Annotated in this window: 12 protein-coding genes and 1 pseudogene; 6 read left to right on the plus strand and 7 right to left on the minus strand. The window is 40.4% G+C overall.

Annotated features, from left to right (window positions below; genetic code table 11):
* Positions 1 to 210 precede the first annotated feature (210 nt).
* From ABMY35_RS09185 to ABMY35_RS09205, 5 genes are all read left to right on the plus strand, one after another.
* Complete coding sequence (locus ABMY35_RS09185; RefSeq protein ID WP_130255919.1) at positions 211 to 1737, plus strand: fumarate hydratase; 1527 nt, start codon at positions 211 to 213, stop codon at positions 1735 to 1737.
* A 126-nt stretch (positions 1738 to 1863) separates the two neighbouring features.
* Positions 1864 to 2397 (plus strand): hypothetical protein, encoded by a 534-nt coding sequence (locus ABMY35_RS09190; RefSeq protein ID WP_349285931.1) that lies wholly within the window; start codon positions 1864 to 1866, stop codon positions 2395 to 2397.
* A gap of 193 nt (positions 2398 to 2590) precedes the next feature.
* On the plus strand, positions 2591 to 2962 hold the full coding sequence (locus tag ABMY35_RS09195; protein ID WP_349285932.1) for a hypothetical protein: 372 nt from the start codon (positions 2591 to 2593) through the stop codon (positions 2960 to 2962).
* A 9-nt stretch (positions 2963 to 2971) separates the two neighbouring features.
* Positions 2972 to 4348, plus strand: a complete 1377-nt coding sequence (locus ABMY35_RS09200) for a class II fumarate hydratase (RefSeq protein WP_349285933.1) — start codon at positions 2972 to 2974, stop codon at positions 4346 to 4348.
* A gap of 532 nt (positions 4349 to 4880) precedes the next feature.
* On the plus strand, positions 4881 to 6686 hold the full coding sequence (locus ABMY35_RS09205) for a thiamine pyrophosphate-dependent enzyme (RefSeq protein WP_349285934.1): 1806 nt from the start codon (positions 4881 to 4883) through the stop codon (positions 6684 to 6686).
* Positions 6687 to 6751: 65 nt separating this feature from the next.
* Here ABMY35_RS09205 and ftnA read toward each other — a convergent pair whose 3' ends face one another.
* From ftnA to ABMY35_RS09235, 6 genes and pseudogenes are all read right to left on the minus strand, one after another.
* Complete coding sequence (gene ftnA, locus ABMY35_RS09210; protein ID WP_058029484.1) at positions 6752 to 7276, minus strand: non-heme ferritin; 525 nt, start codon at positions 7274 to 7276, stop codon at positions 6752 to 6754.
* Positions 7277 to 7822: 546 nt separating this feature from the next.
* A complete protein-coding gene (locus tag ABMY35_RS09215) occupies positions 7823 to 9736 on the minus strand; it encodes an alpha/beta fold hydrolase (protein ID WP_349285935.1) in 1914 nt (637 codons plus the stop codon).
* 75 nt (positions 9737 to 9811) lie between these two features.
* Complete coding sequence (locus tag ABMY35_RS09220) at positions 9812 to 12769, minus strand: TonB-dependent receptor (RefSeq protein ID WP_349285936.1); 2958 nt, start codon at positions 12767 to 12769, stop codon at positions 9812 to 9814.
* Between the two features lie 262 nt (positions 12770 to 13031).
* Positions 13032 to 14231: a hypothetical protein gene (locus tag ABMY35_RS09225; protein WP_349285937.1), complete on the minus strand. Its 1200-nt coding sequence runs from the start codon at positions 14229 to 14231 to the stop codon at positions 13032 to 13034.
* Between the two features lie 76 nt (positions 14232 to 14307).
* Complete coding sequence (locus ABMY35_RS09230; protein WP_349285938.1) at positions 14308 to 15933, minus strand: trypsin-like serine protease; 1626 nt, start codon at positions 15931 to 15933, stop codon at positions 14308 to 14310.
* Positions 15934 to 16660: 727 nt separating this feature from the next.
* Positions 16661 to 17617 (minus strand): annotated as a pseudogene (locus ABMY35_RS09235) (integron integrase).
* Positions 17618 to 17861: 244 nt separating this feature from the next.
* Between ABMY35_RS09235 and ABMY35_RS09240 the strand changes: the two are divergent.
* Complete coding sequence (locus ABMY35_RS09240; protein ID WP_349285939.1) at positions 17862 to 18158, plus strand: hypothetical protein; 297 nt, start codon at positions 17862 to 17864, stop codon at positions 18156 to 18158.
* Positions 18159 to 18571: 413 nt separating this feature from the next.
* Here ABMY35_RS09240 and ABMY35_RS09245 read toward each other — a convergent pair whose 3' ends face one another.
* Positions 18572 to 19591: an IS110 family transposase gene (locus ABMY35_RS09245; protein WP_349285940.1), complete on the minus strand. Its 1020-nt coding sequence runs from the start codon at positions 19589 to 19591 to the stop codon at positions 18572 to 18574.
* Positions 19592 to 19645 lie beyond the last annotated feature (54 nt).

The raw sequence follows: 19645 nt of genomic DNA on the forward strand, positions 1-19645 counted from the left end.
TACTAACGTCATTGAAAACTATTTGTATAGAGCCTCTATGCACACTAATTTTCGCCTAGTTATTGAACCATTACCGTTAACCGATTCTCGGTAAACGTTATCTGTCGTTATAATTGAGCAAAACTCTAATACAATTGGTAAAATCACTTAAAACCGTCAACATGTTAAAGGCGTAAGCTATATTTGACTTACGATTATTAAGGAACCGTCATGAGTATGATCCGTCAACAAGACTTCATCGACAGCATTGAAGATGCATTGCAGTATATCTCTTATTACCACCCACTCGATTTCGTTCAAGCTTTAGAAAAGGCTTACCATAAAGAAGAAAGCAAAGCGGCTAAAGATGCGATTGCTCAGATCTTAATTAACTCTCGTATGTCTGCTGAAGGCAAGCGTCCACTGTGTCAAGACACAGGTATCGTTACGTGTTTCGTTAAAGTAGGTATGGATGTTAAGTGGGATAAAACAGACTTAACTGTACAACAAATGGTTGATGAAGGTACACGTCGCGCTTATAACAGCCCTGACAACCCACTTCGTGCATCAATCGTTGCAGATCCTGCAGGCGCACGTAAAAATACTAAAGATAACACGCCATCAGTAGTACATATTGACATGGTACCAGGTGCTGAAGTTGAAGTGATGATCGCAGCGAAAGGCGGCGGCTCAGAAAACAAAACGAAAATGGTTATGCTTAATCCATCTGACGATGTTGCTGCTTGGGTTGAGAAAACACTGCCTACTATGGGGGCAGGCTGGTGTCCACCAGGCATGCTAGGTATAGGTATTGGTGGTACAGCAGAAAAAGCAGCGGTACTAGCGAAAGAATCATTAATGGATCCGGTTGATATTCACGAGCTAATCGAGCGCGGAGCAGAAACAGCTGAAGAAAAGCTACGTTTAGATATCTTTGAACGTGCGAACAAGTTAGGTATTGGTGCACAGGGCCTTGGTGGTTTAACAACGGTTGTTGATATTAAAATCAAAACAGCTCCAACACACGCTGCATCTAAGCCAGTTGTCATGATCCCGAACTGTGCGGCAACTCGTCACGTACATTTCACGTTAGACGGTTCAGGTCCTGCTGATCTTAAAGCACCTAAAGTTGAAGATTGGCCTGAGCTGACGTTTGAAGTGGGTGAAGACACACGTCGCGTAAACTTAGACACATTAACGAAAGAAGACACGCTAGATTGGAAGATGGGTGAAACTGTGCTTCTTTCAGGTAAAATCTTAACAGGTCGTGATGCAGCGCATAAGCGCCTTCAAGACATGATCTTGTCAGGTGAAGGTTTACCTGAAGGTGTAGATTTCGAGAACAAGTTTATCTACTACGTAGGTCCTGTTGATGCAGTAGGCGACGAAGCTGTAGGCCCTGCAGGTCCAACTACAGCAACGCGTATGGATAAGTTCACCGATCTAATGCTAGAAAACACTGGTATCGTGGGCATGATCGGTAAAGCTGAGCGTGGTCCAGCGACAGTTGAATCTATCAAGCAAAACAAATCAATCTACCTAATGGCAGTAGGTGGTGCAGCTTATCTTGTATCCAAAGCAATCAAGAAAGCGCGCGTAGTAGCGTTCGAAGATTTAGGTATGGAAGCAATCTATGAGTTTGAAGTAGAAGATATGCCGGTAACAGTTGCAGTAGACAGCGATGGTAACAACGCGCACACTGCAGGCCCTGCGATTTGGAAAGCGAAAATCGAAGAGCTAGACAGCAAATTAAAATAAGCAATTAGCTTGTTTTAAATGGAAAAAGGAGTGAATTTTCACTCCTTTTTTATGCCTGATAATGACTGAATATTATTGAGATTTGCTATTATCCAGTCCAATTGTATAAATATAAGGATGGTCATAGTGAAGTATTTTGAAGTGCCAAAATGTTTTCATGAAGTATTTGGAGAGCAACAAACTCGATTAGAAGTGTTCTTAACAGTATTGTTCGCTTGTATTGCGACAATAGTTACTTTTTTCTTGTCAGGTTTATCGCTTAATCATTGGCAGGTAATCGCCGCCTTTTTAATTGTGTTTGATGTTTATGCAGGCTGTATCGCTAACTTCAGCCAAGGAACAAATCAGTTTTACGCTCAACGTTATAAAAGTAGATTAATATTCATCGCGATACATTTTCATAACGTGATCATTGCGTTACTACTTGATATGTATGTTCAAGAAAGTTTATTGATTTGGGGTTATACAATTGTTTCAGCGTGTATTGTTAATTTTTTAAAGAGAAATAGACTACAAACGTTTATTGCCGCCAATTTATTTTGTTTTGGTATTTTAGTACTACTAAGTTTATCTATGCCAAATTGGCTGATACTCATCAGTTTATTCTTTATGTTTAAAGTCATTGTTAGCTTTGCTGTTGATCATCATAAGCAAAAATAAATACACAAATGTAACTCAACTCTCGTTTTTATAGCCTCACAAAGCTACGCTTTTAGATTTAAGCCTGATTATTATTTGTCAGTATCAGGCTTACTTCATCACTCCCAAGTAAATTCTTCAAATTCAAACTTGAAAACCAACTAATTAACTGTAATGATAATGATTATCAATTGTGATTTTAAAGTCGGTTCATATGTGTTTGAAAGAAACTATTGCTTGTTACACACCTTGTTTAAAAACCCACTGTCGAAGACCTCAATTAGAAGCACCTGTTTTGGTATCTCAATATATTGAGGGCAGTTTGGCATTAGCAAAATGGTACGGCAGCAGTCACTGCACATTGTTACAAGAACTGTATTTAAAAAGAGTATTCAATGAGTTACTCAATAAAATTGCTGATCCACTCGTACATGAGTCAATCAGAAAGCAATGTTTTGAGCAGCTATATAAGCCTCTTCTCGCTTTGAAGCGATTCTACAAACAGCAGCAAGCCGATAAACAAAAATATTTGGCGCTGGAGCTTGAAGCAAGAGTGCTGTGTCGTGAATTTAATCCATTTTTATAGGAGTCAAAGATGACTACATTTCGCCAAGAGTCAGACAGCATGGGTGTTTTAGATGTGCCAGAAGCCGCACTTTATAAAGCGCAAACCCAGCGTGCAGTCAATAACTTTACAGTTAGTAAGTTAACTATGCCGCAAGAGTTTATCCGAGCACTTGCTTACATTAAACAAGCTGCGGCAGAAGCAAACGCAGAGTTAGGGCACCTTCCACAAGATAAAGCACAGGCAATTGCCAAAGCAGCGCAAAGTATTATTGAAGGTGAGCATTTAGACCAATTCCCGGTTGATGTTTTTCAAACAGGCTCTGGCACCAGTTCAAATATGAATGCCAATGAAGTGATCGCGACGCTTGCAACACAGCAAAGTGGTATTCAGATCCACCCGAATGACGACGTTAACATGGGTCAAAGCTCAAACGACGTGATCCCTACCGCTATTCATGTCAGTAGTGCGGTCGCAGTAGTTTATGAGCTATTACCTGCGTTAAAGCACTTATCGCAAGTTATAGAGCAAAAATCTAAACAAGTCGGTCATGTAGTTAAAACAGGTCGTACGCATTTAATGGATGCAATGCCCGTAACATTTGCGCAAACCTTAGGTGGTTGGCAGCATCAGATTGACTGCGCGTACCAAGGTATATTAAGTAGTGTAGAAAGAGTCTACGAACTTGCACAAGGAGGCACAGCAGTAGGCACAGGTGTAAATGCCGATGCACAATTTGCCAAGGTGTTCACGCAATATTTAAGTACAAATATTGGCATTCGTTTTAAACCAAGTAGTAATCATTTTTACCATATTGGTTCACAAGACGCGATTGTTGGCCTTTCAGGACAATTAAAAGCAATGGCTGTAGCGAATATGAAAATTGCCAATGACTTACGTTGGATGAACTCAGGCCCGTTGGCAGGTCTTGCTGAGATTGAACTTGAAGCGCTACAGCCAGGCTCTTCAATCATGCCTGGTAAAGTTAACCCGGTGATCCCAGAAGCGGCAGCCATGGTCAGTGCACAAGTCATTGGTAACGACACGACAATTTCGGTAGCGGGTCAATCGGGTAACTTTGAGCTCAATGTCATGTTGCCTGTGATTGCGCATAACATTATTGAAAGTATCGACATCTTGGCGAATGTCAGCCGACTACTCGCTGATAAAGCGATTGCAACATTTAATGTGAACGAAGAAAACGTTAATAAAGCTTTGGCAAAAAATCCAATTCTAGTGACGGCTCTCAATCCGATCATAGGTTATGAAAAAGCGGCATTTATTGCCAAAACAGCCTATAAAGAAGGCCGACCGATTGTTGATGTTGCGAGTGAACATACCGATTTATCTGTCAATGAACTAAAAGAGTTATTGAACCCAGAGAAGCTGACCAAAGGTGGTTTGTAAATTAAAACTTCTAATGTCTAGCAATCCTTAACTTTTAAAAGGTGAAACATATTTGTTTCACCTTTTTTGATCTGTAAATTAGCTTCTGTAATCTCATGTAATTATCTTTTGTTAACTTTTGATATACATTTTATTTTCTTAGGAATATAAACATCGCGTAGAAAACTTAATGGATTGAGTAGTGTTGCGGTGAAGCATTCTCAGATTATCAAGGATGGGTTGAAGGTGCGCTGCGCTCGACAGATTTAGTCCTCAAGCAAGGCTTTAATCTATACACGTTTGCTTCGCTACACCCTGATGCGTCAATTGTTATTCGAGAAAAATATAACGCACGCCGTGAATCTCTGATCAATAAATATTTTGATTTAGGATATCGAGAAACGACCGATGTTGAAGAAGGCCAATGTCATATTGAAACACTTCAAACTGTTCTTGGCGTTGATTTAACCTACTTCGATAAAGCTTAACTACTTCCCCAAGACTTAGGGCCTTTTTGGCCCTTTTTTCATTTTGTATTTCCAGGAAAGAAATTATGAATATCATCGAGAATTTTACCGTTGCAGATTACTTAAAAGTAAGAATGGAACAAATAGGCATTGAACAAACGTTTGGGGTTGCAGGTAATTATACAGCTGCGTTATTAGGCACGATTTTGGCAGATGACAATTCCCCGATAAAAATATCAGGCAACGCCAACGAAATTTGCGCAGGCTTTGCCGCTGATGCCTATGCAAGATTAAAAGGCGTGAGTGCACTTTATGTGACATACAGTGTGGGGGCATTTAGTTTACTTAATACGATTGCCGGCTCTTATGTCGAGCAAGTGCCTGTGATTTTAATAAACGGTGCGCCAACCAATAAAGAAGACCAAATTTCAAAACAAGCAGGCTTACTGTATTCACATACAACGGGATATGAGTTTGTAGACATTCATATGTTTAAACCTGTGACTGTCGCAGCTGAGCGGATCACCAATGCCAAACAAGCGCCTTATCAAATTGATGCCGCGATTACCGCCATGTTGACAGAGCGCCGACCCATATATTTTGAAGTAGCTGAAGATGTGTGGCGTGCGGATTGTCAAAAACCAAGCGGTAAACTTAGCTCTGGTATGGGTGCAACAGTTACAGTGAGTGAAGCAAAACCAGCAGCAAAAGCTGCGGTAAATTTAATGCGCAGTAAACCAAAAAGTATTTTCTGGGCGGGCGTCGAATTACAAAGGTATGGCCTGCAAGACAAGTTCTTATCATTGCTCGATTTTATTAATGAAACCCATACTGTGCCGGATCAACATATTCATTTTGTGACATCAGCATTGAGTAAGTCAGTCATAGAAGAATCACATCGTTACTTTGAAGGCTGTGTCACACTAAAAAAACAAGAAGTTGATAACTTAGTCGGTGAAGATGGTGTGTTAGTTGGCATCGGTGCATGGACCACAGGTAAAGATACTGGCAATGAAGATATACGCAGCAGTAACACTATTCTAGCTGCTCACGGTGGGGTGTTTGTCGGCGCTGAGTTTTATGCATCCGTCACTCTAGAAGCTTTTATTGATGCCATGCTGGCTGAATTTATTGATATAGCTGCGAAGAAGGAATTGCTAGAGCTCGCAGGCTTACGCACTCAAAATAACACGAGCTTTAAACTTATGTCGAGTCAGAGTAATTTAGCGCAATCTTTAGGGTATGACAGCTTTTTCTCAGCCATGAGTCAGTGGCTAACTGAAGATGATATCATGGTCGTCGATGCCGGCTTCCCTTTGATTGGTGCGCAGAGTGTTAAAGTACCGAGCCGAAATGGTTTTGTTGCGCAAGCTGCTTGGCTTTCTATAGGCTATTCAGTGCCAGCAGGTACTGGTATTAAATGTGCATTTCCTGATAAGCGCGCCATTGTTGTGGTCGGAGATGGCGCATTTCATGAAACTTGCCAAGCGGTTGCTGACCAACATGCTTATGGGCAAAACACGGTTGTATTTGTTATTGCAAACGGAATTTACGGCATTGAACAATACTTGGTTAATCCGAATCCATTTAGGCAACCCCCAGTCGATTATCCAGATAAATTGTTAAATGATGTTTATCATTATAATGATTTACCCAATTGGGAAATTGCAAAAATTACCGATGCATTTGGTGGAGAAGGTCGTAAAGTGACCTCTGTTGAGCAATTTTACGGAGTGCTAGAAGAAATTCGCGCTGATGAGCATAACAATTACGTTGTTGAACTCTGTATTCCTAAAGACAATGTGCCTAATGCAATTACGGTTGAAGCTGACAGTGCAGTAGGGGAAGATGAAATCGATAACCCAAACTGGCCACCAGCAGGGAAATTTTAACTTATCGAATGTACAAACAAAAAAGGTAGCCAAATAGCTACCTTTTCTCGTTTTAGGGCTTTAGATTAAGCGCCAGCTTCCATAATAGAAGTACTACCCGTTTTAGCTAATTCAGCAAGATCTTTGTCTATCCAGAATAGTGCTTTACCATCTTCACCAATAAGCTCTAGCTTATCTAAAATACCTTTGAACAGCTTTTCTTCTTCATGTTGTTCGGCAACATACCATTGTAAGAAGTTAAACGTAGAGTAATCATGTGTAGTAAAAGCAACATGAGTTAGCTCATTGATTGCTTTAGTGATAGTGCATTCATGCTCAAGAGTGGTTCTAAAAACGTCACCAAGTGAGTTAAACTCATGAGGAGGCGCTTCGATGGCACCTAAAATTGGTAATGCACCGGTTTCACTTACATAAGTGAATAAACGGTTCATGTGTTCCATTTCTTCAACGGCATGCTTTCTTAAAAACTCAGCAGCACCTTCGAAGCCTTTGTCTTCACACCAAGCACTCATCTGTAAGTATAGGTTTGAAGAATAGAATTCTAAATTAATTTGCTCGTTTAATTTTTCAACCATTGCTGGGGCTAACATAGCGGTTACTCCTCTAAGAATTTATGCACGCATTGTTCTTTAATACGCTCATGAATACAAGTAGATCATAAAGAAAAACAAATAAAAATAACAATTTAGGCGAGAAAAAACGCAAAAATCCAGTTAAGCAAAAAGCGCAATCAATCTCATTAAAGCTCACCGACTAAAAAATGGTATGCAATAAAAATTTAGGTACAACTATAAGTAAGAATGCGAATGATTATTTCAGTTTTGTACCTTTGCATAGGTACTTTTTATCGCTTGCTGAACGGGCGCATTTTTTACAAATAAAGTGACTGGGTGAAACAATATCTCCAAGCTGAGATAGTTTGCTTTCGATGTCTTTTCTTTTCCACTCACACAGGGTTTTACTCATTTATACCTACTACAAAATAGTTAAATACAAATAAACATTATTATCATGTTTAAATCAAAGGGTGCTTTTTACATTAAATATGGGCAGATTACTAGCACAATAAATGAAGAGTTTGGAGCTAAAAAAGCCAAGACTATGAATTGCCTTGGCTTTGTTGACGGGTAACTATTTTATAAATGGGATTGTAAAAACTTTAAGTAAGCGTCAGATGCCGTGATGCGGTTTTTCTTTTTAGTAAAACCGTGGCCTTCGTCTGGGAATAGCACGTACTCAACTGGTGTGCCATTCTTCTTAACCGCTTCAACCAGTTCATCACTTTCAACCTGTAAGACGCGAGGATCGTTTGCACCTTGCACAACCATTAATGGCTTCACAATATTATGTGCATGGAATAGCGGGGAGATAGCTCTATGCCTTGCCTCATCTGTTGCAGGATCACCCATTTCGTCATATAAAGCTTTACGGAAGCTTTCCCACCAAGGTGGAATAGACTTAAGCGTTCTGACCCAATTTGTGACGCCGAATATGTTAATTCCGACTTCAAACTCTTCTGGTGCAAAGGCCAATGCAGCAGCCGTTAAATAACCACCGTAACTGCCACCCATAATGCCGATTTTGTCTTTATTAACCCAATCTAAGCTTTGTAGGTATTTTTTACCCCAAATAAGATCATTTAAGTCATCTTTGCCATGTTTCTTATCATCTAAATGAAAGAAGGTCTTACCATATCCACTACTACCACGGTTATTGATGGCATATACGGCATAGCCATGATTCACTAAATGTTGGATTTCAGGTCGGTAGCCTCTGACACTTTGTCCACCTGGACCACCATGAACAAAAATAACAACTGGCACAGGAGAAGCTTTAGATGCTTGCTTTGGTTTATACATTACTCCTGGGACTTCTAAACCGTCAAAGCTGTTAAAGCGCTCTATGGTACTGGTTACTAAGTGCTTTTCATCTATGGCTTTATTCAATGAAGAAGTTAACTGAGTTGCTTGTTGAGCACCGAATTGCCAAACATATAAGTTGTGTGGAGAGGTATCTGATGTCAGATAAAAAGAAATTTTCTGCTCGTCTTTAGAGAAGTTAACACTTCTTAAATTACCAGCGGGTAATTCTGGCATCTGGATGGTTTTTTGCGTATTTAAATCGGTGGCGACCAATTTTGTCATTGAATCTTCATTAACAAAATGAACGCGGTAACGCCCTGATTCTGAGAAATACATATTAGTGATATCCCAGTCTGCAACCAAATAAGGTTTATGCGCTTGGGTCGTTAAATTGTATTCCCAAATTTGTGCAAATTCACCATGGGCATTTGTGAGGTAATATAGCGTTTGACCATCTTTAGAGAATGAATTAGCTGAAAACGTTGCATCATGCTCTACGTTAGAGAGTAAAACTGGTTTTTGACCTTTAGCTTGGTTATCAACCAAGAATAAGTCAGAATCTTTATTACTATTTGATTTACTCAATACAAAATAGCGTTCATCAGGGCTGACCGCTTGAATGTTTAAACCAGACTCGTTTTTATATAATAAAGTACGTTTGTAAGTTTTAGTGTCGTACTTGTATAAATCCATAAAACGCATATCACGTTCGTTACTCTGCACGTAAAAATGACTATTATCGCCTGAAAAACCGAACATAGTTGCACGTGTCTTAGGTCCAGGAGTTAAATCCTTTACTGAGCCATCTAGTTCACGAACATATAAGTGAAATAACTCATTACCACCAGCGTCTTTGGTAAACAAAACGCGATCATCATTTGGAAAATAGCCAACAGGGTATGTGGTATCGGTATTATTGGTCAGTTGCGTTTTATTACCTGTTTTAGTATCTACTTGATACAGGTTGAAAATGCCTGTTTCATCACTACTGACTAAAATGCTTTTCCCATCATTAGAAAAGCTACTGCCCATGACGTTAACAGTATCGTAGAAAGTTTCAGCACTATAATGTTTAAATGCTTGGACACTTGCGGCTGGCTTAACCTCTAGGTTTTGTGGGGAAGAAGTCGTGTTACACGCGCTCAAAAGCGAGAGTACCGCACAGGTAAGTAAAGATTGTCTGATCATATTTATTCACACTTGCTTTGGTTAAAAATAAGCGAGCAACCCCCCGTTGAATAAGGTTGCTCACTTGGGTTTCGATTAAAATTGGTATTTAAGACCTAAGCGATAGTTTCTTCCTATCACATCATATAAAAGACTGCCTTGGTTAAGTCCTGGTAATCTTGGAGGTCGTTTATCAGTGAGGTTATTGACGCCTAAATACATAGATAAAGAGTCAAGCCATTGATAGTTAATTTGCAGGTCATGGCTGGTGTAGCTACCTACTTTATTTGCAAACGCAGAAGGGTAGTACTCATCAGAGCGCGTTTTATCAAATGTAGAACTGCCAACATAGTTGCTATTTAAACTTGCTGTTAGATCGTTGTAGGTGTAAGAAGTACTGAAGTTTGCTCTTACACGAGGGTAAGTCACTGAGCCTGCTGCGTTCTCGATAGGTAAACCTGCTTTCGGGTTTTGCTCGTTAATGCGTTCAGCTAGGTATGAGGCATTGACTCTGAAGCTGAGTTGCCCAAAACCAGTTTCGTAACGTAATGCGGTTTCTAAATCAACGCCTTTTGCTGAGAAGCGAGCGGCGTTTACGGCATTAACGCCAACAAATAAAATGTTGCCGTTTTCAGCGCGTTTCACCTTGCTACAAAATGCGTCATCAAGCTGACTGCCATCAACACAGTTCGACAAGATATCACTGCCATCAATTTGCGTGATGGCATCTGTGATTTCAATATCCCAGTAATCAACAGCAATATTTAGGTTAGCATTAGGCGAATAAGTCAAACCTAGCGTAAAGGTATCAGCTGTTTCTGGTTTGAGTTCGGTGTTACCGGTAGTGTGTGTCAGCACAGTACCAAATGACGCGTTTGAGGTAAATTCAGCATCTAAGCCTAACAACTCACAGTTTGCTTTACGATTTGCAGCAACAGCGGGCTCTGCATCTAAATTATCTTTGTGACATGGGTCGACTAAACGGGCTGCACCTGAAGAAGCCGGCGCAAACAATTCTTGAATATTCGGAGCACGTACTGCACGAGAATAACTAGCACGAGAGCCAATATCATAACCAAACTGCCAATTTAAAGACGCTTTATAGGTGCTATCACCACCAGTGATACTGTGATCGGCATAGCGTGCAGCCACTTCTAGATCAAGCGATTCAATTAAGGGCAAGTCTGCCAATAAAGGCACGCTGACTTCACCAAAAATTTCTTTTACGTTATAGCTACCTTCTACAGTACTAAAAAAGCTATTAGTAGCAGGGGTTTGACCTGTTGTTGTGCCTACTAGACCAAGGCCTACGCCATTTTCATCACGTCCTTGAGTGAGAGGATCAGGATCAGAAAGCGAACGCTCGTTTCGGTATTCAAGACCTGCTGCAAATGCAATAGGGCCCAAATCGGTATCTACTAAGTCACCATGAAACACAAAACTGGCAATGGTTTGCTCCATCTCTTGTTTGTTATGCAGTTTCACACCGGCGTAGTCTAATGCCGCCTGACTGGCTTGTTTGAAGATAGGGTTATACGGCACACAGGCAGGATCGCTGGTATCACGACAAATGGCATTTCCACTAGCATCTGTGGTTGCATCTAGTGAGCGGTAGTAGCGCTCATTGAATGTTGTGAGCTCATAAATATCAGCGGTGACTCTGCCGTGTTGCACATAAGTATCAAAATCGTAATCAGCAAATGATCCTTCAGCACCTATAGTGATCTGCATAGTTTCACGAATGTTTTCAGAGCTTGATGGCAAACCGACCACTGCTAATGCGGCATCTTGCACATTACGCTCTTGCATTAATGTTCTTAATTCACTTGGTATAAACGGGTTATCTTGCTTTAAGCTGATCAATGGACCGAAGTTATCATCGTGAAAAATACTTGCTTGGCCAATCGCAAAAGACTCGACCTTACCGTATTTACTATCAAGATAAAGGCTAACATCGTCACTCAGATCGTATCGAGAGCCTAAATTCATTAATAGTCTTTCACTAGGCGCAATGGCATAGTTAGTTTCAGAGATCCTAAATCCGTCACCGTTAGAGCAAGTAACCGGACCATCACAGAAATCACCATTTTGGAAAGGCCTAAAATGACCATCTTCGCGGTCGATGGTAAATGTGTCGTAACCTACATGACCAAACGGAAATGCAATAGGATCATTTGCGAATGTGGGTACAGGGATCTGGCTGATAGGGGCATCGCCAAAGAAGTAGTTACTATTAGGTAAGTAGATTAAGCCCTCGGCGCTGAGCGCTTGGAAACGTAAATCTTCTACAAATACAGTATCTGAAATACCGTCATTAGGCCCTGTATTTTCAGGGTTTGGTAAAAAAGAGTGGTTCTTATTGGCATAGTCACGCGCCGTAACTGAGAGCGCATCGCGGTCTGAATAACTGACGTGGAAAGTAACATTACCCGCACTATCTGCAAAATCTGCACCCCAAGTAAGCGAAATATCATTGCTCTTTGCATCGTCTTCAGCGCTTTGTGCATAAGATGCGTCAAGTTCAAACCCAGTGAAGTCCTTCTTCATAATAAAGTTGACTACACCAGTTACCGCGTCAGCACCATAAATAGCTGATGCACCGCCAGTAATAATTTCGACACGCTCAATAAGTGAAGTCGGGATCATAGAAATGTCGACAGCAGAATTACCGGCATCACCCGATACATGACGACGACCATTTACAAGCACCAAGCTTCGTTCTGTGCCTAAGCCACGTAAGTTTATGAGTTCTTGACCTGCAGACTGAAGGCCTGTGCCATTGCCTGTCGCCGTAGTTGAACCTACACCACTGATCATAGCGGGCAGTTTATGCATTAAGTCGCCAATATTCTTTACACCCGATTGCGCGATTTCTTTTGCATCAATCATGGTTGTTGGTGTTGTCATTTGCGCACTAGTACGCGCAATACGAGAACCTGTAACCTGAATCTTTTCAACTTCGTCTTCATTCACCTGATTGGCAAAAGAGTTACCTGAGAGTAAAAGAGAACTCGCAACGAGTCCTTGCATAATTGCTGATAATCTTAAGTTCATAAGAGAACACCCTGTTGTTGTATTTTATTATTTTATATCTCAAAGTGTATCTGAGATACCTACTAGGCTATCAGCACTTAAAGCATATGTACAATTTTTATTCTCATGTGAGACTAAAGATATGTGAAAGTTTGTGAAATAAGTAAATTAGAATTGTAAATATCTCTATTTAACAATTAGTTATAGGTGATTTTGGTGCTGGAGAGTAAGCACATTGTGTGCTTACTTAGTAATTTAAAGTGAAAAGTAGTGTTAGAAAGGTTTACTGGTGTTCAAAATATATACGGTAAGTGCTCGACCAAATAGGAAAGTTCACATGGGTTGAGTAGCAAATGTAGTCTTCGATATCGACTTGCGCGATATCTAATAAATAGCGCAGTTTTTCTTTGTGATCTTGCTGCAATTGAAAGTGCGCCAAATTATCTGTGGTTTGAGAAATTTTGAGCTCAGGAAATTCTGGAAATCGTTCAGTCCACATATCACTTGCTTTTAACTTGCCGTCTTCTACCTTTTGATTGTTGTGATAGCAGCCAATATTTACGGTACTACATTTATCAATTTGTTTTTCTATCAGCACTAACATGGTCATGGCTTTAGTTGGGTTTTTAATTGATAAGCTGGTGGAACTGCAAGGACTGTTTTGATTGAGCGGGTTCATCACTTCATCAGGGTTATTGACCACAAAGGTTGCATCGCAACTGTCACTTGGGAGTGGGTCAAACACTAAACCTGAATTACTCGGCGAAAAGGTACTAAACGCATTTAAAAACCCAGGCGTCGAGTACTCTTCAGATACACCAATGGTAAAAAGATTGGTCTCTAATCGACTCTGCTGAGAAATATTCAGTGGTTGAGTAAAGTTATCAGGATTAGGGTGAGTATAAAACTGCACAAAAGGCACTGCACCGGCTTCACGTTTAATGCCAGATTTACTTATCAACGCAACCTCTTGTAAAAAAGCAGGGGTTGCTTTGTTCTCTCTGAGTATATAAATACAGAAAACTTCTTCGACGCTGAATCGAAGTAGAGACTTAGCGGCATAATAAAGCTGCGCTTTGTGGTCATCACCGTGCGTGGTATTTTGTGTTTTCTGTTTAGCAGTCGATAGCATGCGTTTGAGTTGCGCATGACTTGAAGCATGTTGGTTGAGGCACTGTTCAAATAAGTCGGTAACTTGTTTTAGCTGTTTCAGCAAAGGGGCAGGGATAAGCGGTGTCAACTTTTGCTGCATGAGTACCAAAGCTTGTAAACCGGGCAACTCTACTAATACTTGTAAACCATCACTTGCTTTACAGGCAGTAAAAAAGCGTTGGCTATTAGAGCGGTTATAATCTAAATACCGAGCAAATCCACCAATGGTTTTGGCTTTTTCTGGTAGTTCAGCTTTGATTGCTAAAAAAGTTTTTTGTATACGCTCGCCAAGGCGTGTTAAATCGGCTTTTACTTGTTGACTAAGTCCCATGTCGCAGAAAATATGGTTATATATTTCCTTTAGGTTACACGGGACTTAAAATGATTAAAAGAATTCTTTAATCAGCTTAGCTACATTGACCAATTGTTTTCCAAGGTCCCCAAGGTCCAGAAGATGCAGGGTTTTCATCTTGTACCCACCATTTAGCCTCGTAAATTACTCCGTTTAAACTCACTCTTTGGCCTTGTAAGTACACGGTACTTTCTGACCAAGCCGGTGTGCCTTTACAGGTATCGACATTTTCAGAGACTGAGATAGTTTTAGTTTTTTGAGCGGTTTGGCCTTTGTCATCAGTAACACTTAAAGTCACTGAATAACTGCCTGCTTGTGCAAAAGTGTGCGACACAACACTACCTTGGTAGCTTTCACCGTTGACAATCCAGCGAGTGCTAACGATTTGACCGTTATCTGTGCTCGTGCTGGTGAGTGTTGCTGTTAATTGTTCCGTCGCCACTGAGAAGTCAGCAACAGGTGCGGGGTCTACAACGTTACCATCACATTTTGCACCACGACGCCACACATTGCTGTATAAGTCTGGCTGAGCACCCTGAGACCACCAAGTAGATTCATATTCATATCCTTTGTAGCTAACCTTGTCGCCTAGTGCATAGCTTTGTGTTGCACTCCAAGGTGCTGCATTACATTCACCATCAACGATAAAGTTAACGACTTTAGATACGCTGCTTGTTTGGCCAATGGTATCTGTTACTGTAAGCGTGACGTTGTAGCTACCTGCAGAAGCATAGGTAAAGCTTGGGTTTGTTTGAGTTGAACCCGCATTACCTTGTCCAAACGACCATTGATAACCTGTAATACCTTTATCGTCGGTAGATTTGTTGGTGAAACTTGCAGTTAAAGACGCCGCATCCGTTTGGACCTCAAAATTGGCGACGGGTTTTTTATCTTCACCGTCAATAATTCCAGTTTTTTGTTTGATCCAATTTAAGAAGCTGGTTGTTCTTGTGAAAGCAGTTGCACCTTGACAGCCTTGCCCCCAACTGACTGTACCTATGCTGTAAAAGTCATTACCAACTCTAACAGCATAAGGACCGCCACTGTCTCCATTACATGCAGAACGACCACCTTCACCACCGCCACAAATCACTGAGCTAGGCAAATTGAAACTAAGTTGTGAACTACAGCTTGAATTAGTGATAACGGGTAAATCAGCTTCGCGAAGTACATCACTTGGGCGACCACGATTAGAGGTTAAACCCCAACCCGATACCGTAACGTAATCGCCTGGGCTTGCATATTGTGACTCGATAGCCGCAGTAGGAAGTTTAGCTGGTGTATATTGACTTGGCGCAGGTGAAGCCAGTTTTAAAACTGCGATGTCATAACCAGAGCGGATCCCATTTGCGCCATTCCAGCGTTCATGGTTAATAATCTGAGATACACGTAATGTGACACCATCATTTCGGCTGATTGAGTGCGCACCAACACGCACAGTTAAACTTGATGTTGAAGCATTGTCTAAACAGTGAGCCGCCGTTAAAACCCAATTTGGATCGATTAATGTACCACCACAACCTTGACGACCATTCATAAGTAGCGCGACTTGATAAGGACGAGAGTATGCAGGTGTTTCAATACCACCAACAACAGTTGGGTTAATATCTAACTCAGCTGCAGCGTATGTATTCATGCCATACAAACACATGGCAGAGAGTAAAATATTTCTTTTATTCATGATTACATTTCCTTTAATTGCTCAAAATTAAGCCTATTTAGAAATAATCTGAGATACACTTTTGCGCAAATCTAGAATAAAAATAAAACAAGGTCAGACCAGTTGGTTGTGTGTATTCAAAATGGGTATGGATATGATTTGTATAAATAATTTGAGTAACAATTTATTTACATTTTGTTTTGGGGTTGTTTATAGTCTGTAGAAAATGTTGATGAGAAGATAGGGTTTAATTATGAATCAATAAAAGAGTTAGTTCAGTAAAATGTGGGTATAAAAAAAGACATCCGGAGATGTCTTGATTTATACGTTTGGTGGAGCTGGGGGAAGTCTAGTTTTGCAAGCAATGTATTGTTAAATTTATATTTTATTAGTTTATCTTTTGTTCTGGAGTGCAACCTGGAGTGCAATGGATTTGCTTGTTTTTTTATAAATTACCGGAGGCTGATTCCCATGAAAAGCAAGTTTTAAGGGCATTTGAAAGCTACTATTGAGAGAAGAGATACTCTTTTACAGATTAGTAGTAAAGGTTTGGATATCTTATATCCTGATTTTAGATAAGAAGTTAAAATATAGCTATTGGTATAAGGTTGCGATTGCAAAGTTCATAAACTGTACTAGTTCCGACTTGATCTTACAGTTCGATTGAATCGGCTTTTACTTCATCTGACAGGCAGCTAAGTGCCTAAATCGGACGTTAAAAGCTAGCTCATTCCTGCCCCAAAACAAGCTAGAAAATTTTGCTCAAAGGGCTAACAACACTGTTTGCGCCTTGCTGTAAAACATGAGTATATATTTGCGTTGTCTTCACATCGGAATGATCAAGTTGAGCTGCACGGTTCTGATATCTGCACACAATTGTGTCGCAAAGAATGCCTAAAAGTGTGGGGCGTTATAGGTTTTGTTATTTGTGCTTTTTTGGCTGCTTCTTTAACCGCTTTACGTACTACTGTTTGATGAAAATGATGTCGGCGAATCTCTCCAGTTTCAGGAGCAGCACTTAACTTATAAGAGGGAAATAGATACTGCCAAGCAATTGACTTATTGGCGCTGGGTTATTTTCTTGCCAGTGCGTTTGGCATCCTAACACCAGCATAGTGTTCATTCTGGGAATCTAATTTAAGTATTCATCAGCCTGAGCAATTTGATTTTTAGCAAAGGTATAAGTTCAGTAGCGAGTGTAACCACACGATGTTTATTCTCTTTACTATTCCAGAACCGAATGCACTTGTAGTCAAAGTCAATATCCTGAACACGTAGCTGAACAGCGTCCATTACACGTAAGCCGCTACCATACATGAAACCTGAAATTAAATAATATCGTTTACTTAGAAACGACATGAGACGTTTAACCTCCTCAGGGTCATAACAATTGGCAACTTAGATTGGCGCTTGCTTCTTACAAACGTTAGATTAGGACACAAATCCTGTTAATGATTTGTTTATACAGAAAAGATAAGGCATTTTACGCTGTCGCTTGTGTTTTAGGCGACAGATTACGTTTAAGTACAAGGTAGTTGAGATATTCGATAACCTCGTTATTTCCCATATAGGCTGGGTGTCGCTTGCCATGAAAGTGAATATAGGAAGAAATCCACTTAAGGTATGTATCAACGGTTCTGAGTGAATATTGCTTAGTCAACATAAACTCGACGATGTGGTTTAAAAATGGTGAACGAGTTCTCATTAAGTTAGTTCTAAAATAAAACTGTATTTATATACAGTTTCACTGTGTTTCTCCCATAGTCAAAAAAACGACTCTGTGGGTCGTTTTGATCCTTTCCATAATGTCTATAATGATTGAAAAATATAACTGTAGCAACAAGTTAGTTATTGTGATAAAACTGGTGCAATGAGAAAAATGACCTATGGCTCGGTAGAAAAACGACTCATTGGGTCGATATTAAATTGTTATATTCCCATGGAGGCCTATGTACTCTGAACCTTGGAGCAATATAGAAGACTTCAGTCCTGCACACGGAGCGGCACTGTTGACTGAAATGGCAACAGAATTACCTGTTGGTCATGAGTTGTATGGTAAAAGTTCTAAAATTCTCGCAAAGCGAGAAGATAGAGATGATATTTTAGTCATTTGTGACAATAAGTTTTATGTTGTTCATTTAACTTGGTCAAACAAAAAAGAAGTATTGCCATATCCAGAAACGAAATCTTATGACTCTCTTGAGATACTACAAGAGCAGCTTGCGAAAGACAGCCTTAACTTTTGAGCGTCAGGGAATATAACAAGTTAATTAAACAGTGGACGCAAAACAGCAGGCTTGCGCTCATTCTTCGCTTAGTTTAGCCTGCTATTTTTCGCCGTTTATTAAGGCTACATGGACTCCCCCGATTGTCAACGAATTTACCTTTGATAATTAGATATGAGACTGCACCTCTACATTCGGCCTATTAATTGAGTATTAAACTCGGACCTAGATGAGTATTCGCTAGGAAGTGTGCCTTATTCGTTAGACGAGCTTTTTAAGCTCACCCGTAATAAACAGGCTATGGCTTCCTCGGTCTGACCTAATTGTCATCGATGCCTTCGCAGGACTCGGGTAAAACAGGTAAATCTTCTAAACTAAATAAATCGTGTTACTTCATAATGGTTGCTTTAATAAATGGCGCATAGTCATTTAGATTAATTAATGACCTTGTAATCTTCTTGTTTGACCATCAGCGTCCAAATAAGTCTGGCGTTTCTTGCTGCTAATGCGACAGCGGCTTTTAGATACCCACGGCGAGCGATGAGCTCACGTATCCAACAACTGACTTTATCTTCTTTTTCTCTCAAGTTTGCCATGACAGCTCTTGCCCCATGAACGAGGCACATTCGGAGATATTTATCACCACGCTTAGTAATTCTTCCGAGTCGTATTTTGCCACCGGTGGTGAACTGGCGAGGTACTAATCCTAACCATGCACAGAATTGGCGGCTATTTTTGAATAACCTAGGGTCAGGCACATTGGCTGTAACAGCAGTTGCAACTTGCTCACCGACACCTGGAATGGTCATTAAGCGTTTAGCGACAGAGTCTTCTCTAACTTGTTTTGATAAAGCTCGGTCGTAACTGAGTATTTGTTCATTTGCTTGTTTAATACGCTGCCATAGATTACTTGTCATCTCTCGAGCAAGATGGGGAAGTTTATTATCAGCGTCTTCTAAAATATCACCAATGACATCATGCAAACTGTAACGACCTTTGGGAATGATGATGCCAAATTCACTCAGTAAACCGCGAAGTTGATTAATCATAGAGGTGCGCTCTTTAACTAAGCCTTGGCGAACTCTATGGAGCGTCATAACAGCTTGTTGTTCAGCGGTTTTTACAGGAACATGCCAGATATTAGGTCGCATAGCGGCTTCACAAATTGCTTCTGCATCGTTATTATCATTTTTGCCGCCGGTACGAAAAGGTTCGATAAACTTAGCGGCGATAATCGCCACTTGGTGACCAAGAAGTTTGAACTCACGGGCCCAATAATGCGCCCCAGAGCAGGCTTCCATGGCGATGAAGCAAGGATTGAGTTGTGCAACATAGGCAAGTAGTTTTTTACGTGACAATGTTTTTCTAAGAACAACCTTTCCATGAGCATTCATTCCAACAAGAGAGAATGAATTTTTTGCTAAATCAATACCAAGTGTTTTAATGTTATTCATGATGGATTCCTCTTATTTGAGTGTCGCACCTTAAACATGGCACAAGTGCCTAGA

It is taken from the genome of Pseudoalteromonas sp. BZB3 (genome assembly GCF_040104455.1).
In the GTDB taxonomy this organism is placed as follows: domain Bacteria; phylum Pseudomonadota; class Gammaproteobacteria; order Enterobacterales; family Alteromonadaceae; genus Pseudoalteromonas.

What these genes read in the sequence shown, in the direction of transcription:
- ABMY35_RS09200 (WP_349285933.1), top strand. Translation starts at nt 2,972, where the DNA reads ATGACTACATTTCGCCAAGAGTCAGACAGCATGGGTGTTTTAGATGTG.
- ABMY35_RS09215 (WP_349285935.1), bottom strand. Translation starts at nt 9,736, where the DNA reads ATGATCAGACAATCTTTACTTACCTGTGCGGTACTCTCGCTTTTGAGC.
- ABMY35_RS09230 (WP_349285938.1), bottom strand. Translation starts at nt 15,933, where the DNA reads ATGAATAAAAGAAATATTTTACTCTCTGCCATGTGTTTGTATGGCATG.
- ABMY35_RS09240 (WP_349285939.1), top strand. Translation starts at nt 17,862, where the DNA reads ATGTACTCTGAACCTTGGAGCAATATAGAAGACTTCAGTCCTGCACAC.
- ABMY35_RS09245 (WP_349285940.1), bottom strand. Translation starts at nt 19,591, where the DNA reads ATGAATAACATTAAAACACTTGGTATTGATTTAGCAAAAAATTCATTC.
- ftnA (WP_058029484.1), bottom strand. Translation starts at nt 7,276, where the DNA reads ATGTTAGCCCCAGCAATGGTTGAAAAATTAAACGAGCAAATTAATTTA.
- ABMY35_RS09195 (WP_349285932.1), top strand. Translation starts at nt 2,591, where the DNA reads ATGTGTTTGAAAGAAACTATTGCTTGTTACACACCTTGTTTAAAAACC.
- ABMY35_RS09205 (WP_349285934.1), top strand. Translation starts at nt 4,881, where the DNA reads ATGAATATCATCGAGAATTTTACCGTTGCAGATTACTTAAAAGTAAGA.
- ABMY35_RS09185 (WP_130255919.1), top strand. Translation starts at nt 211, where the DNA reads ATGAGTATGATCCGTCAACAAGACTTCATCGACAGCATTGAAGATGCA.
- ABMY35_RS09225 (WP_349285937.1), bottom strand. Translation starts at nt 14,231, where the DNA reads ATGGGACTTAGTCAACAAGTAAAAGCCGATTTAACACGCCTTGGCGAG.
- ABMY35_RS09220 (WP_349285936.1), bottom strand. Translation starts at nt 12,769, where the DNA reads ATGAACTTAAGATTATCAGCAATTATGCAAGGACTCGTTGCGAGTTCT.